Below are 15,043 nucleotides of genomic sequence, written 5' to 3'. Positions count from 1 at the left end.
AGGTTTCGATGCTTGAAAACAAATTTTCAGATTGCGAAACGAGCATAACCTCGGCGGATCTGGATCACGTGGAATCTGTCATCGGTAGGAAGCTACCGATTCCCTTTAGAAACCATTACCTCAAGTACAACGGCGGCGTGCCGGAACGGGCCTATTGGGTCAGCGAAGACTTTTTCGATCCAATCGAAGTGGCCTCCTTCAGGCCAATTGCCTACGGTGAACCAACGTTGTTATCCACGTACCAGCTAATGCTGAAGAAACAAGTTCTTCCTGCGCAACTTCTTGCCTTCGCGGACGATTTGGGCGGCAATTTTTTTTGCTTGAACCTTGATTCTGGGGCCATCAGTTATTTCACGACTGACACCTTTGATAGCGACCTTAGCCCTGAAGAAAATCAGGCTGAATCCGAAAAAAACCTTTGTTCGAATTTCCTCCGATTCGTCCAAGGGCTGAGTGACGAGGATGATTTTGACGATGAATAACGAAGCCAACACTGCAGGATTAGATTAGGGAGAACGATGGAAAACGGGGACGAGAACGGGCGAAAATGGGGACAGATTTATTAGTAAGAAGAATAATCAAATAAATCCGTCCCCTTTATTTCGTTTATTTCGATCACATTATTTACCGCGTGATAGCTCATTTGCGCAATGCGTTGAACGATAACGACTGTATGGGCCACTTTGAGTTACCCGAAGACTTGCGTATTGGTAGCGACGTTGCACTTGAACGTGTAAATAAAGCTGCGCAAAGCATGAAAGAACTATTCGACAGCAAATAAGGTGGACACTGACCAGTCGGCGTGCCCATTTTTTATCCGCGCTCGCCCGCAGCGTAGCGGGTACGGCGTGACTTAAGGATTAACGCTGTCTTTCAAGGATTTGCCCGGTTTGAACGCGACGGTGTTGCTCGCCTTGCTTTTCACCGGCTCACCGGTTTGCGGGTTTTTGCCGGTGCGGGCGCCGCGATGACGCTGCAGGAAGGTGCCGAAGCCCACCAGGGTGACGCTGTCCCTGCAGTGCAGGGCGCCGGTGATTTCTTCGAGAACAGCGTTGAGGACGCGACTGGCCAGTTCTTTGGTCAAAAAAGGTGACGGATTTACTTGATTGAAAATAGATCCGTCGCCTTTTGACATCAATGACTTTATAAACGGAGTGAGCCCATGGCCAAGCGCATAACCTGGAAAGAAGGCGATTTAGCCAGCCTTAAGTTGCGGGACGATTTATACACCGTAGGTCAGATGTTCAAAAATTCAGTCATGCGCTTTTACGACGTAAAAAGCGTCGATGGTGTCTGGACCGATCTCGTGCTGGAGAACAGCATGATCCTGTTCAGCGGCTATGTAGGGAAAGTGGTTACCCAACGTATGGCGGTGGAAAAACTAATGTCCACAACCCCATTGAGCCTCTCAGACCATGAACGTTATTGGTTAAGGCCGCACGTCAACTTTGAAGGTGGCTTCCCGTTTCGTGGTGCCGATCTGATCGATACCGGCAAAGACTGTGCTGCTGATTACAGCTTGGTGCCGGCGCTGAAGGCAGATCTGAAACTCTCGAAAAGCCGCGACGTGATTGAAAAATGCGAGCTCACCAACATGTGGGGGGATGAAGACTTGAGTGACCGGTTGTGCCGCCATTTTGATACGGGCATTAACCGCGACGATTTGAAGTTTGAAGTCTTCCCGGGGCTTTGGACGGATCGTGAGAGTCTACGGCCCTTAACACGCCGCCTACCTGCACCGCTTAGATGATCGGGTGGCGCGCGTGCACGCTTTTCGTGGCTCACTCAACCCGGGGGACTGAGAAAAGGGGGACAGATTTATTCGTAAAAAAAATGAGCACCCGACCCAGTCGGCGTGCCCATTTTTTATCCGTGCTCGCCCGCAGCGTAGCGGGTACGGCGTGACTTAAGGATTAACGCTGTCTTTCAAGGATTTGCCCGGTTTGAACGCGACGGTGTTGCTCGCCTTGATTTTCACCGGCTCGCCGGTTTGCGGGTTTTTGCCGGTGCGGGCGCCGCGATGACGCTGCAGGAAGGTGCCGAAGCCCACCAGGGTGACGCTGTCCTTGCGGTGCAGGGCGCCGGTGATTTCTTCGAGAACGGCGTTGAGGACACGACTGGCCTGTTCTTTGGTCAGGTCTGCCTTTTCAGCAATGGCGGCTGCAAGTTCTGGTTTACGCATAAGTGAAGCCTCTTTGACGGTTTTTTGTTGTTATGTCCGTGCTGCTCTCTGCTGGAGCAGCGCCCAAGGCGCCGCAGGCTCTACTCTGCGGCAGACGGGAGTGAGGATGGCATGCCAGCGGTGCCCGCGCCAGTCTCGCGGCGACCTTTCTATGCCCAAGAAGGTGCTTAATCCGACAGAACGACCGGCATTTACGCCAGCAGCGGCGGAAGCTCCTTGTTCAGGGCGAGTTTTTCCATGACTGCAGCGCCGGTCAGCGCATAACCCAACAGGCGCCCGTCGCTGGCGCGGCACAGGGCCTTGATGTCGGCGCCCTGTCCTTCGACGCTCCAGGCGCCCTCGCTACCCCGGGGCGGGGGCGAGACCACCAGCGGGCACACCGGCGTCTTGACGGTGACAGGCATCGGTCCGTAAGTAACCGCCGTGGCGTTGCCCGCCAGGGTCTGAGCGAGGGCCCGGGCGCAGCTCATCAGCGGCATCACATACAACAGGTTCAGGCCATCGACCTCGGCGCAGTCGCCCAAGGCGTAGATGTTGGCGTGGGAAGTCTTGAGGTGACGGTCGACAACGATCCCGCGGTTGATCTGCAAACCGGCCGCAGCCGCCAAGTCTACCCGTGGACGCAAGCCGATGGCCGAGACCACCAGATCACACTGAATCACTTCGCCATCAGACAGGTGGGCCTCAAGGCCGTCAGCGCTGCGCTGCAGGCGGTTGAGCACCGGCCCCAGGTGGAAACGCGCCCCCAGGCTTTCCAGCCCGGCCTGTACCGCGGCGGCGGCTGCCGGGTGCAGCAGGGTCGGCATGACTTGTTCGCACGGGGCTACCAGGTCGATTTCATAACCGCCGAGCATCAGATCGTTGGCAAATTCGCAGCCGATCAGGCCGGCGCCCAGCAGCAGCACTCGGCGCTTGCCGGCAGCGGCGGCGCGAAAGCGTGCATAGTCTTCCAGATCGTTGATCGGGAAAATCAGTTCGCCAGCATCGCCCTGCACCGGGACACGCACGGTTTCCGCGCCCCAGGCCAGGATCAGGTCGCGATAGGCCACCGCTTCCTCACCGATCCACAGGCGCTTGTGGCCCGGGTCGATGCCGCTGATGCGCGTGTGGGTCCGCACTTCGGCCTTGAGTTGCTCGGCCATCGCGCCCGGTGTCGCCATGCTCAGGCCGTCGGCGTCCTTGTTCTTGCCAAAACCGGTGGACAGCATGGGCTTGGAGTAGGAGCGCCCGTCATCCGCAGTGATCAGCAGCAGCGGGGTTTCGCCATCAAGCTTGCGAAACTCCCGAGCCAGGTTGTAACCGGCCAATCCCGTGCCAACGATCACGACAGGTGCGCTCATGCCTTTCTCCTTGCAGTACGTTTCTGGAATTCGCTTCTTGGGATCAAACAATCAGCCGATTTCGATCATTTCGAAATCCATCTTGCCGACGCCGCAGTCCGGGCACAGCCAGTCTTCTGGTACGTCCTGCCACAGGGTGCCTGGAGCGATCCCGTCATCCGGCCAACCGTCCGCTTCGTTGTAGATCAGGCCGCAGACTACACATTGCCACTTCTTCATTACTTGCTTCCTCAGGGTCCAGGCTTACTGGCCGACAGTCGATAGATACAGCATTGCCGCTCGGCTCAGGGCGTTTTGTACTGATCGGTGCGTCCAGATGCAAGCATGTTCGACCCACGGTTGCCGCGCACGCCAGCAAAAACTCAAGTCGCCATGGTAAGCTCGCCGCCTCATTGACTGCCAATAACGACTCTCTGTGCCGCACTCAATTGCCGTTCCCGATGCTTGCCGATGGCTGACCCAGAGCCTTCTGAGCCCCTCACCCGCCCCTGTGATCCTCGACTGGCTGTTCGATGAAGACTCGCTGACACGGCGCCTGACGCGCTTGTCCAGCAACGGCTTCAGCGTCACCCCGTTGTTCGAAGGCTGGCAGCCACTGCGAGACGACGAATGCGCCGCCCTCGACCTGCCGCCAGCGAGCATGGGTTGGGTGCGCGAGGTGTATTTGCGTGGACATGAAGAGCCCTGGGTGTTTGCGCGCAGCGTGGCGGCGCGCAGCGCGCTGCAGGGCGACGGCTTACAGATGGATGAACTGGGCAGCCGCTCGTTGGGCGAACTGCTGTTTTGTGACCAGGCGTTCACCCGCCAGGCCATCGAAGTGTGCCGCTATCCGCGCGCATGGCTGCCCGCGCTGGATCAGGCCGATGACCTGTGGGCGCGCCGTTCGCGCTTTGATCGCGGGCCGCTGAGCGTGCTGGTGGCGGAAGTGTTCCTGCCGAGCCTGTGGCACGCCGTGAACGACAACCCGGAGAATTGCTGATGTACCAGCGCTTGCTCAAGTCCATGAATCGCCTGAACCCCAGGGCCTGGGACTTTATTCATCTGACGCGCATGGACAAGCCCATCGGCATCTACCTGCTGCTGTGGCCGACACTGTGGGCGCTGTGGATCGCCGGCGAAGGCTCGCCTTCCTGGAGCAATATCGTGATCTTCGTGCTCGGCGTGGTACTGACGCGCGCGGGCGGCTGCGTGATCAATGACTGGGCCGACCGCAAGGTTGACGGTCATGTAAAGCGCACGGAGCAACGGCCGCTGGTCAGCGGCAAGATCAGTTCCAAAGAGGCGCTGGTGTTCTTTGCGGTGTTGATGTTCGTCAGTTTCCTGCTGGTACTGATGACTAATGCGACGACGATCTGGCTGTCACTGGGTGGTCTGGCACTGGCGGCCAGCTACCCGTTTATGAAGCGCTACACCTATTACCCACAGGTAGTGCTGGGGGCGGCGTTTTCCTGGGGCATGCCGATGGCATTCACCGCCGAGACCGGCAGCCTGCCCGCCGCGGCGTGGTTGTTGTACATCGCGAACCTGTTGTGGACCGTGGGCTACGACACGTATTACGCAATGACGGACCGCGATGACGATCTGAAAATCGGCGTGAAATCCACGGCGATTCTGTTCGGCGACGCCGACCGGATCATCATCCTGACCCTGCAGGGATTGGCCCTGGTCTGCCTGCTGCCGGCGGGAACGCGCTTTGAGTTGGGCGGCTGGTTCCACCTGGGCTTGTTGGCGGCGGCCGGGTGCTTCGCCTGGGAGTTCTGGTACACCCGCGACAAGGACCGGATGAAGTGCTTCAAGGCGTTCCTGCACAACCATTGGGCGGGGCTGGCGATTTTTGTCGGGATTGTCGCGGACTACGCATTTCGCTGACAGCTCAATACTGTAGGAGCGAGTTCACTCGCGAAAAACCCGAGGGCACCGTTGAGTGTCAGGTTGCGCGCGTTAGCGTTGTCGACTTTCGCGAGCAAGCTCGCTCCTACAATGGTTTTGATGATCAGGGTTTGATGATGTGCCAGACGCCACCTTTGCCATCACCGGTCTTGTCGCCGGCCTGCTTGTCGTCCTTGTAGGTATAGACCGGCTTGCCGTCATACGCCCACTGGCTGGTCTGGTCGTCACGGGTGATGACCGTCCACTTACCCGTTGGCGTATCCGTGGACTCGGCTTTCAGCGGTGGCCAGTTCGTTGCGCACTGATCCTTGCACACTGATTTTCCCTCTGCGTCCTTGTCGAAGGTGTAGAGCGTCATCTCGTTATGGTCCACCAGCATCCCGCCTTTGGCCATCGCCGGCTCCGTCGCAAACGCCAGGCTCGGCAGCGCCAATGCCGCCATCACCAGCAAAGCTTTGCAGGAAAAAGTACTGTGATTCATCGCAAGCATCCTTATGTGGTTGTCAGGATTCGGACTCAAAGCGTAGTTCAGCATCGCGCCAATTGCGCAAGCCTCTAAAATACTGTCACACGACTGCAATAATTCCGTTATCTAATGCGGCGCAAGACAGTTAAATGACAAGAGGACTTAGCATGGTTGGCAGGAGCATTCTGATCGTTGACGACGAAGCGCCCATTCGCGAGATGATCGCCGTTGCGTTGGAAATGGCCGGCTACGACTGCCTGGAGGCGGAGAACTCCCAGCAGGCCCATGCCATTATCGTCGACCGCAAGCCGGACCTGATTCTGCTGGACTGGATGCTGCCCGGCACCTCCGGCATCGAGCTGGCTCGCCGCCTCAAGCGCGACGAACTGACCGGGGACATCCCGATCATCATGCTCACCGCCAAGGGTGAAGAAGACAACAAGATCCAGGGCCTGGAAGTCGGCGCCGATGACTACATCACCAAGCCGTTTTCCCCACGGGAACTGGTCGCGCGCCTGAAAGCCGTGCTGCGTCGCGCCGGCCCTACCGATGGCGAGGCGCCCATCGAAGTCGGCGGCCTGATACTCGATCCTATCAGCCACCGTGTGACCATCGACGGCACGCCGGCCGAGATGGGCCCCACGGAATACCGTCTGCTGCAATTCTTCATGACCCACCAGGAACGTGCCTACACGCGCGGGCAATTGCTTGATCAAGTCTGGGGCGGCAATGTGTACGTCGAGGAGCGTACCGTCGACGTGCATATCCGCCGTCTGCGCAAAGCCTTGGGCGACGCTTACGAGAATCTGGTACAAACCGTACGCGGCACTGGATACCGGTTTTCCACCAAAGGCTGATGAGGCAGCGGTAAGCCTCAAGCGACAAGCGGCAAGATGGACACCGCTTCGCTCTAACTTGAAGCTTGCAGCTTGAAACCTGCAACTGCTCCGAAGGACGCATTAGTGAACCAAAACTGGCACGGCACCCTGATTCGCCACATGCTTTTGTTGATTACCGGCTGCCTGCTGGTGGGTTTGATCAGCGGTTACTACGGCTGGAGCCTGGCCGTGGGCCTGGGCCTCTACCTGGGCTGGACCCTCAAGCAACTGCTGCGCATGCACGAATGGCTGCGCCAGCACAAACCCGATGAACCGCCACCCGACGGCTACGGCCTGTGGGGCGAAGTGTTCGACAGCATTTACCACCTGCAACGCCGCGACCAACGGGTACGCGGACGCCTACAGGCAGTGATCGACCGGGTCCAGGAGTCCACCGCCGCGCTGAAAGACGCGGTGATCATGCTCGACAGCGATGGCAACCTGGAATGGTGGAACCGCGCCGCCGAAACCTTGCTCGGTCTCAAGACCCCGCAGGACAGCGGCCAGCCCGTCACCAACCTGGTGCGCCATCCTCGCTTCAAGGAATACTTCGAGCAGGACAACTTCGAAGAAGCGCTGGAAATTCCATCACCGACCAACGACCGGGTGCGTATCCAGCTGTACCTGACGCGCTACGGCAATAACGAACACCTGATGCTGGTGCGCGACGTGACCCGGATCCATCAGTTGGAACAGATGCGCAAGGACTTCGTCGCCAACGTCTCCCATGAGCTGCGCACGCCGCTGACCGTGATCTGTGGCTACCTGGAAACGCTGCTGGACAACGTCGAAGAGGTCAATCCGCGCTGGAGCCGTGCCCTGCAGCAGATGCAGCAGCAAGGCTCACGCATGCAGACCCTGCTCAACGACCTGTTGCTGCTGGCCAAGCTTGAGGCCACCGATTATCCCTCGGACAATCAACCTGTGACGGTACAGAGCCTGTTGCAGACCATCAAGAACGATGCCCTGGCCCTGTCTGGCGAACGTGGACAGCAAATCACCCTCGAAGCCGACCCGTCGGTGCTGCTCAAGGGCAGCGAGGGCGAGTTGCGCAGCGCCTTTTCCAACCTGGTATTCAACGCGGTGAAATACACCCAGGACACAGGCGCGATTCGCATCCGCTGGTGGGCCGATCACCAGGGCGCGCACCTGAGCGTGCAGGATTCGGGGATCGGTATCGACACCAAACACTTGCCGCGTCTGACCGAGCGTTTTTACCGGGTCGACTCCAGTCGCAACTCCAACACCGGTGGCACCGGGCTGGGCCTGGCGATCGTCAAGCATGTGTTGTTGCGCCATCGCGCGCGCCTGGAAATCAGCAGTGTGCTGGGACAGGGCAGCACATTTACCTGCCATTTCGCGCCCACTCAGGTGACACGTTCACCGGCAGTCACTCAGGACGAGTAGCTCCCCGCCCGGCAGCCGCCACTAGGCAAGCGCCCGTTCAGCCGCTACATTGCCTGACTTACGCCTGCCTGGCGGGCACACTTGCCACCTTTTTTGAACACACGGAACCCGCAAAACCCCATCATGGACCCTTCCCCTGGTATCACCCTCGCTACGCTCTTCGCCGATTTCGGCATGATTCTATTTGCACTGATCCTGGTACTGCTCAACGGTTTCTTCGTTGCGGCGGAATTTGCCATGGTCAAACTGCGCTCCACCCGGGTCGAGGCGATTGCCCACACCAACGGCTGGCGCGGTCAGATCCTGCGCACCGTACACAGCCAGCTCGACGCTTATCTGTCGGCCTGCCAGTTAGGTATCACCCTCGCCTCCCTGGGCCTGGGCTGGGTCGGCGAACCGGCCTTCGCGCATATCCTGGAGCCCTTGCTGGGCGCCATGGGCGTCGAATCACCCGAAGTGGTCAAGGGCGTGTCGTTCTTTGCGGCGTTCTTCGTGATTTCCTACCTGCATATTGTGGTCGGTGAACTGGCGCCCAAATCCTGGGCGATTCGCAAACCCGAGCTGCTGTCACTGTGGACCGCCGTGCCGCTGTACCTGTTCTACTGGGCCATGTACCCGGCGATCTACCTGCTCAACGCCAGCGCCAACGCGATCCTGCGTATTGCCGGCCAGGGCGAACCCGGCCCGCATCACGAGCATCATTACAGCCGTGAAGAGCTCAAGCTGATCCTGCACTCCAGCCGTGGCCAGGACCCGAGCGACCAGGGCATGCGCGTATTGGCATCGGCCGTGGAAATGGGCGAACTGGAAGTGGTCGACTGGGCCAACTCCCGGGAAGACCTGGTGACGTTGGATTTCAACGCGCCGCTCAAGGAAATCCTCGCGCTGTTCCGCCGCCACAAATTCAGCCGCTACCCGGTGTATGACGCCGTGCGTGGCGAATTTGTCGGATTGCTGCATATCAAGGATCTGTTGCTGGAACTGGCAGCCCTGGACCACATTCCCGAGTCGTTCAACCTGGCCGAACTGACGCGTCCGCTGGAACGCGTTTCGCGGCACATGCCGCTGTCGCAACTGCTGGAGCAGTTTCGCAAAGGCGGCGCGCACTTCGCCCTGGTGGAAGAGGCCGATGGCAACATCATCGGCTACCTGACCATGGAAGATGTTCTGGAAGTGCTGGTGGGCGACATTCAGGACGAACACCGCAAGGCCGAGCGTGGCATCCTCGCCTATCAGCCGGGCAAGCTGCTGGTGCGCGGTGACACGCCGCTGTTCAAAATCGAGCGCCTGCTGGGCATCGACCTCGACCATATCGAAGCCGAAACCCTGGCGGGCCTGATCTACGACACCCTGAAACGGGTGCCGGAAGAGGAAGAAGTCATGGAGGTGGAAGGTCTGCGGATCATCATCAAGAAGATGAAAGGCCCGAAAATCGTCCTGGCCAAGGTACTGATGCTGGACTAACGCCTCACGGCGCGCCCAACGCAAAGTTGGGTAGCGCCCCCACCGGGTGAGCGAATTCATACGGAATCGAAACCCACCCCGATCGCGTCTCGCGCTGCACGACAAAATGCAGGTGCGGCCCGCTGCTTTTCCCCGTATTGCCCGATAACGCCAGCGCACCGCCAACCGCTACTCGCTGCCCTTCCCGGACGCTGACCGAGCCTTGCTTGAGGTGCAGGTACACACTCTGAGTGCCATCGTCGTGCAACACCCGCACAAAATTGCCCGAAGGGTCACTGCCACGCCCGGATTGGTTGTTCTCGATTTTCACCACCACACCACTTCGCGCCGCGATGATCGGCGTCCCCTCGGGCATGGCAATGTCCATGGCATAGCGGCTTTTGCGGTCGGAATGACTGAAAGTACCGCCTGGGCCCTGGGTGAGTCGAAAGGGCCCGCCGCGCCAGGGCAACGGATAACGATAGGTCTGCATGTGCGTTGAGTGACCGGCCTTGCGGGTATCACGCATCGATCGCTTCACCGGCGACACGCTCCGCTCCTGGTATACAAAAGCCTGCGCCCCGGGGGTTTGCCGGTCGCTGAAAACCACCACACCATTGGCATCGGTGGATTTGTAGAGGGTCATGGCCAGGGTCGACGAAGCGACCAGGCACAGTCCGCAAAACAGCAATGAGCGCGTAAGCATGAGGCAGACCTGCCGAAACGACTGAACGGCAGGCTAACAAGGGATCATGACAATGCTGTGCCGTGCCCTGGCGGGCTGGTCATCCCCGTTTGGAGATCAGGCACCCGGCACAAAATGCTTCTGTGCCGTGCCACGGGCGATCAGCCGTGAAATGTAATCGAGCTTCTGCGCGTCCTGGTCGATAAAGCGAAAGGTCAATTGCAGCCAATCGCTGTCGGGGCGCGGTTCGTAGGCGACGATCGCGTGCAGATAGCCGTTGAGACGAGCTGTTTCGGCATTCTCGCCTTGCTCAAGGTCCAACACAGCGCTTTCCAACACTTGGGGCAGGGCCTCGCCACGGCGCACCACCAGCAGTGCTTCCTTGATGCTCAGGGCCTTGATGACGCATTGCTGGGTCCCGCTGGGCAAGCGCAACTGGCCCTGGCCACGACCACTGGCGGCCGATGGTGCGACGCTCGCCTGCACGGGCAGGGTGTTGAGCAAGCCTTTGCTGGGCGCGGCCACGGGGGCCGCCTTGACCGCCTCGGGCTTGCCGCCGGTCAGGGCGCTAAGGGAATCGTTACCGAACGCAGAGTTCATCTTGGTCGGAGCACTGGCGAGCAACGCGTCGAGGCGGCCGACCTTGTGCAGCGCATGCTTGACCTTGTTCAGCAACTGTTCGTTGGTGAAGGGCTTGCTGACGTAGCCGGAAACGCCGGCCTGGATGGCCTGAACCACGTTTTCCTTGTCGCCACGGCTGGTGACCATGACAAACGGCATTGTCTTGAGTTGGGGCTGCTCACGGCACCAGGTCAATAGTTCCAGACCTGACATCTCGGGCATTTCCCAGTCGCACAAGACCATGTCAAAAGTTTCGCGCATCAGGATGGCCTGGGCCTTTTTGCCGTTCACCGCATCTTCGATCTTGATACCAGGGAAGTAGTTGCGCAGGCACTTCTTCACTAGGTCGCGAATAAACGAGGCGTCATCCACCACCAATACACTGACTTTACTCATCGACCCTTCATCCTATAAAACCCCAGGCAAGCATAACGCTTCACTGATGGCATTTCGCTAAAACTCTACAGTCACGCTGGGACCTTTTTGCATCCTCCGCGCAAAACTCACACGCCACAAACGAAAACGCCCGACCAGAGGTCGGGCGTTTTTTACTCGGGCAATCTTATTTATCGTCAGTTTCGCGCGGAACATTAGGGATTTGATCGACCGTGCCTTCAACTTCGGCCTTCATTCGCTTGAGGCCCATGTGACGCACATCGGTACCCCGCACCAGATAGATCACCAACTCCGAGATATTGCGTGCGTGATCGCCAATCCGCTCCAGGGAACGCAGGACCCAGATGATGTTCAACACCCGCGAGATAGAGCGCGGATCTTCCATCATGTAAGTCGCCAACTCACGCAGAGCGGTCTTGTATTCACGGTCGATGATTTTGTCGTACTGGGCCACCGACAACGCCAGTTCAGCGTCGAACCGGGCAAAGGCATCCAGGGCATCACGGACCATGTTGCGCACCTGGTCACCGATGTGGCGCACTTCGACATAACCGCGCGGCGCTTCACCCTCTTCGCTCAACTGGATGGCACGACGGGCGATTTTGGTGGCTTCGTCGCCGATCCGCTCGAGATCGATCACCGATTTGGAGATGCTGATGATCAAGCGCAGGTCGGACGCCGCGGGCTGGCGACGGGCCAGAATGCGCAGGCATTCCTCGTCGATGTTACGTTCCATCTGGTTGATCTGGTCATCGATCTCGCGCACTTGCTGGGCCAGGCCCGAGTCGGCCTCGATCAGCGCGGTGACGGCATCGTTGACTTGCTTCTCTACCAGCCCGCCCATGGCCAGGAGGTGGCTGCGCACTTCCTCGAGCTCGGCGTTGAACTGCGCAGAGATGTGGTGGGTCAAGCCTTCCTTCGAAATCATGGTTCTGCTCCGCAAAAGCTGTAAGCCGCAAGCTACAAGCTGCAAGCTGATTTGTGTCGTTCCTCGAACCGCTCATGCTTGCCGCTTGAAACGCGCGGCTTGCAGCTGCCCCACCTAGCCATAACGACCAGTGATGTAGTCTTCGGTCTGTTTCTTCGCCGGATTGGTGAACAGCGTATCGGTGTCACCGAATTCCACCAGTTTGCCCATGTACATGAACGCGGTGTAGTCGGAAACCCGCGCCGCCTGTTGCATGTTGTGGGTCACGATGACGATGGTGAACTTGGATTTGAGCTCGTAGATCAGCTCTTCGACTTTCAAGGTGGAGATCGGGTCGAGTGCCGAGCACGGTTCGTCGAGCAGCAATACTTCCGGCTCTACCGCGATGGTGCGGGCGATGACCAGACGCTGCTGTTGACCACCGGACAGGCCCAGGGCAGATTCGTGCAGGCGGTCCTTGACCTCCTCCCACAGCGCCGCGCCCTTGAGCGCCCACTCAACCGCTTCGTCGAGAATGCGCTTCTTGTTGATGCCTTGGATGCGCAACCCATACACCACGTTTTCATAGATGGTCTTGGGGAACGGGTTAGGCTTCTGGAACACCATGCCGACCCGGCGACGCAGCTCGGCCACGTCCTCGCCCTTGCGGTAGATGTTGCTGCCGTAGAGGTTGATCGCGCCTTCCACGCGGCAACCGTCCACCAGATCATTCATCCGGTTGAAGGTACGCAGCAGCGTGGACTTGCCGCAGCCGGACGGACCGATAAAGGCGGTCACGCGCTGCTTGGGGATATTCATGCTGACGTCGAACAGCGCTTGTTTTTCACCGTAGTACAGGCTCAGGCCCGGCACTTCGATGGCCACGGTTTCCTGTTCCAGGCTCAGGCTCTGCTTGTCGCGACCCAGGGCTGACATGTTGATGCCGTGGGAATGGGTTTCATGTTGCATGGGATGCTCCCTGTGCTGCCAATTCGTTTCAGTGAGCCGCCGGTCATTGGGCCAGCGGTTACATCATTCTTCTGTAGGAGCGAGCTTGCTCGCGAAGGTCGTTAACGATAACGCGGGAAGCCAGGATGAACGCGGCGACCTTGCGCTTTTCGCGAGCAAGCTCGCTCCTACAGGGTTATCAACTGTCCAGCGCCTTGTATTTTTCGCGCAGGTGGTTACGAATCCACACCGCCGAGAGGTTGAGCGTGGCGATCACCAGCACCAGCAAGAACGCGGTGGCGTAAACCAACGGGCGTGCCGCTTCGACGTTGGGGCTCTGGAAGCCGACGTCGTAGATATGGAAGCCCAAGTGCATGATTTTCTGGTCAAGGTGCAAGTAAGGATAGTTGCCGTCCAGCGGCAGCGACGGCGCCAGTTTCACCACACCCACCAGCATCAGCGGAGCCACCTCACCCGCGGCACGAGCCACAGCGAGGATCATGCCGGTCATCATCGCCGGGCTGGCCATCGGCAGCACGATTTTCCACAGCGTTTCCGCCTTGGTCGCGCCCAGTGCCAGGGAGCCTTCACGCACAGTGCGCGGGATCCGCGCCAGACCTTCCTCGGTGGCGACGATCACCACCGGAACCGCCAGCAGCGCCAGGGTCAGCGACGCCCACAACAGGCCCGGGGTACCGAATGTCGGTGCCGGCAGGGCTTCGGGGAAGAACAAACGGTCGACCGAGCCACCCAGTACGTAAACGAAGAAACCCAAGCCAAACACACCGTAAACAATGGCCGGAACGCCCGCCAGGTTGTTCACGGCGATACGGATGATCCGGGTCAGGGTGTTCTGCTTGGCGTATTCACGCAGGTAAACCGCCGCCAGCACGCCGAACGGGGTGACGATGACCGCCATGATCAGCGTCATCATCACGGTGCCGAAAATCGCCGGGAAGATCCCGCCTTCAGTGTTGGCTTCCCGCGGATCGTCGCTCAGGAACTCCCAGACCTTGCTGATATAGAAACCGATCTTGGTCATGACGCCCATGGCGTTCGGCTGGTAGGCACGCACCACGTGGCCGATACTGATAACTACTTCTTTACCGTTTGCATCGCGGGCGGTGAGGCTATCGCGGTTGAACTGGGCGTGCAGGTCCATCAAGCGCGCTTCAACACCTTTATAACGAGCGTCGAGTTCGGCGCGGTCGGCGTCCATGTCAGCCTGGGTGGCGGCGTCGAGCTTGCCGTTCAGTTCCAGCTTGCGGCCCTGCAGGCGAAGGCGCTCAAGGCCGGCGTTGATCGCACCGATATCTGACTTCTCAAGGGTCTTGAGTTCGGCGGCCAGCGCGTTGACCCGGGCCACACGTGCTTGCAGCTCCGGCCAGGCGGCCGACCCTTCGGCGATCACCTTGCCATCTTGCTTGACGTTGACCAGGGTGCCGTAGAAGTTGCCCCACTCGCGACGCTCGATGGCCATCAGTTCGGCAGGCTTGGTCTGGCTGGTCAGCCACTCGCCGACGACCCAGGTGAAGTCGTTGCCGTTCAAATCCCGGTTGCCGACCTTAATCAGCTCGCGGGTCATGAATTCCGGGCCTTCATCCGGCACCGGCAAACCAGCACTTTTCAGACGCGCGCGGGGCACTTGTTCTTTCTGCACCACTTCGCCGACGACCACATGGTTGGGCTGGCCCGGTACATTGTAGTTGGCCTGGATCACGTCAGCCGGCCAGAAGTGGCCCAAACCACGGACCGCGATCACTGCCAGCAAACCAATGGTCATGATGACCGCGATGGCGACCGCGCCACCGCTGATCCAGACGCCCGGGGCGCCGCTCTTGAACCATCCATTCAGGGAGTTCTGTTTCACAGACTTCTAC

At 59.3% G+C, this 15,043-nt stretch carries 17 protein-coding genes; 7 read left to right on the top strand and 10 right to left on the bottom strand.

All coding sequences use genetic code 11. From position 1 onward, the window contains the following. The first annotated feature begins 8 nt into the window (after nt 1-8). On the top strand, nt 9-482 hold the full coding sequence (locus tag BLU75_RS23405) for an SMI1/KNR4 family protein (protein WP_084381785.1): 474 nt from the start codon (nt 9-11) through the stop codon (nt 480-482). Nucleotides 483-853: 371 nt separating this feature from the next. Here BLU75_RS23405 and BLU75_RS23400 read toward each other — a convergent pair whose 3' ends face one another. Next, entirely contained in the window at nt 854-1,135 is a 282-nt protein-coding gene (locus tag BLU75_RS23400) for an HU family DNA-binding protein (protein ID WP_084381784.1), read from the bottom strand. Nucleotides 1,136-1,162: 27 nt separating this feature from the next. Here BLU75_RS23400 and BLU75_RS23395 point away from each other — a divergent pair, with 27 nt between their 5' ends. After that, nucleotides 1,163-1,750: a hypothetical protein gene (locus tag BLU75_RS23395; protein WP_084381783.1), complete on the top strand. Its 588-nt coding sequence runs from the start codon at nt 1,163-1,165 to the stop codon at nt 1,748-1,750. A 156-nt stretch (nt 1,751-1,906) separates the two neighbouring features. Here BLU75_RS23395 and BLU75_RS23390 read toward each other — a convergent pair whose 3' ends face one another. The 3 genes from BLU75_RS23390 to BLU75_RS23380 all read right to left on the bottom strand — a co-directional run bounded on the left by BLU75_RS23390 (nt 1,907) and on the right by BLU75_RS23380 (nt 3,741). Continuing rightward, entirely contained in the window at nt 1,907-2,182 is a 276-nt protein-coding gene (locus BLU75_RS23390) for an HU family DNA-binding protein (RefSeq protein WP_040071769.1), read from the bottom strand. A 191-nt stretch (nt 2,183-2,373) separates the two neighbouring features. Beyond that, nucleotides 2,374-3,522 (bottom strand): NAD(P)/FAD-dependent oxidoreductase, encoded by a 1,149-nt coding sequence (locus tag BLU75_RS23385; protein WP_084381782.1) that lies wholly within the window; start codon nt 3,520-3,522, stop codon nt 2,374-2,376. A 51-nt stretch (nt 3,523-3,573) separates the two neighbouring features. Next, nucleotides 3,574-3,741, bottom strand: a complete 168-nt coding sequence (locus BLU75_RS23380; RefSeq protein WP_032856748.1) for a rubredoxin — start codon at nt 3,739-3,741, stop codon at nt 3,574-3,576. A 196-nt stretch (nt 3,742-3,937) separates the two neighbouring features. Between BLU75_RS23380 and BLU75_RS23375 the strand changes: the two genes are divergently transcribed. Further along, nucleotides 3,938-4,501, top strand: coding sequence for a chorismate--pyruvate lyase family protein (locus tag BLU75_RS23375; RefSeq protein ID WP_084381781.1), 564 nt, complete (start codon nt 3,938-3,940; stop codon nt 4,499-4,501). Continuing rightward, complete coding sequence (gene ubiA / locus BLU75_RS23370; RefSeq protein WP_084381780.1) at nt 4,501-5,391, top strand: 4-hydroxybenzoate octaprenyltransferase; 891 nt, start codon at nt 4,501-4,503, stop codon at nt 5,389-5,391. Before BLU75_RS23375 ends, ubiA begins: the two co-directional genes overlap by 1 nt. A 124-nt stretch (nt 5,392-5,515) precedes the next feature. Here the strand turns inward: ubiA and BLU75_RS23365 are convergent, their stop codons facing one another. Next, nucleotides 5,516-5,893 (bottom strand): COG4315 family predicted lipoprotein, encoded by a 378-nt coding sequence (locus tag BLU75_RS23365; protein WP_084381779.1) that lies wholly within the window; start codon nt 5,891-5,893, stop codon nt 5,516-5,518. A gap of 152 nt (nt 5,894-6,045) precedes the next feature. On the opposite strand from BLU75_RS23365, the gene phoB reads away from it, so the two are divergent. The 3 genes from phoB to BLU75_RS23350 all read left to right on the top strand — a co-directional run bounded on the left by phoB (nt 6,046) and on the right by BLU75_RS23350 (nt 9,627). Continuing rightward, nucleotides 6,046-6,735 (top strand): phosphate regulon transcriptional regulator PhoB, encoded by a 690-nt coding sequence (gene phoB / locus BLU75_RS23360; RefSeq protein ID WP_003231714.1) that lies wholly within the window; start codon nt 6,046-6,048, stop codon nt 6,733-6,735. Nucleotides 6,736-6,876: 141 nt separating this feature from the next. Continuing rightward, nucleotides 6,877-8,163 carry a phosphate regulon sensor histidine kinase PhoR gene (gene phoR, locus BLU75_RS23355; protein ID WP_231982691.1) on the top strand — a complete coding sequence of 429 codons (1,287 nt, stop codon included), beginning with the start codon at nt 6,877-6,879 and terminating at the stop codon, nt 8,161-8,163. A gap of 123 nt (nt 8,164-8,286) precedes the next feature. Beyond that, nucleotides 8,287-9,627: a hemolysin family protein gene (locus BLU75_RS23350; protein ID WP_084381777.1), complete on the top strand. Its 1,341-nt coding sequence runs from the start codon at nt 8,287-8,289 to the stop codon at nt 9,625-9,627. Nucleotides 9,628-9,631: 4 nt separating this feature from the next. Here BLU75_RS23350 and BLU75_RS23345 read toward each other — a convergent pair whose 3' ends face one another. The 5 genes from BLU75_RS23345 to pstA form a co-directional block, all read right to left on the bottom strand. Next, the gene (locus BLU75_RS23345; RefSeq protein WP_084381776.1) at nt 9,632-10,312 is read right to left on the bottom strand and encodes a M23 family metallopeptidase; all 681 of its coding nucleotides are present in this window, start codon (nt 10,310-10,312) and stop codon (nt 9,632-9,634) included. Between the two features lie 96 nt (nt 10,313-10,408). Next, nucleotides 10,409-11,308 (bottom strand): response regulator, encoded by a 900-nt coding sequence (locus BLU75_RS23340; protein ID WP_084381775.1) that lies wholly within the window; start codon nt 11,306-11,308, stop codon nt 10,409-10,411. A gap of 166 nt (nt 11,309-11,474) precedes the next feature. Continuing rightward, nucleotides 11,475-12,236 (bottom strand): phosphate signaling complex protein PhoU, encoded by a 762-nt coding sequence (gene phoU, locus BLU75_RS23335; protein WP_084381774.1) that lies wholly within the window; start codon nt 12,234-12,236, stop codon nt 11,475-11,477. A 114-nt stretch (nt 12,237-12,350) separates the two neighbouring features. Next, nucleotides 12,351-13,184 (bottom strand): phosphate ABC transporter ATP-binding protein PstB, encoded by an 834-nt coding sequence (gene pstB / locus BLU75_RS23330; protein ID WP_084381773.1) that lies wholly within the window; start codon nt 13,182-13,184, stop codon nt 12,351-12,353. Between the two features lie 178 nt (nt 13,185-13,362). Next, entirely contained in the window at nt 13,363-15,033 is a 1,671-nt protein-coding gene (gene pstA / locus BLU75_RS23325; RefSeq protein ID WP_084381772.1) for a phosphate ABC transporter permease PstA, read from the bottom strand. Nucleotides 15,034-15,043: the final 10 nt, after the last annotated feature.

Source organism: Pseudomonas mucidolens (assembly GCF_900106045.1).
GTDB lineage: Bacteria > Pseudomonadota > Gammaproteobacteria > Pseudomonadales > Pseudomonadaceae > Aquipseudomonas > Aquipseudomonas mucidolens.
The sequence above is the reverse complement of the archived record's forward strand: the minus strand, read 5'-3'. Positions and strand labels throughout refer to the sequence as shown.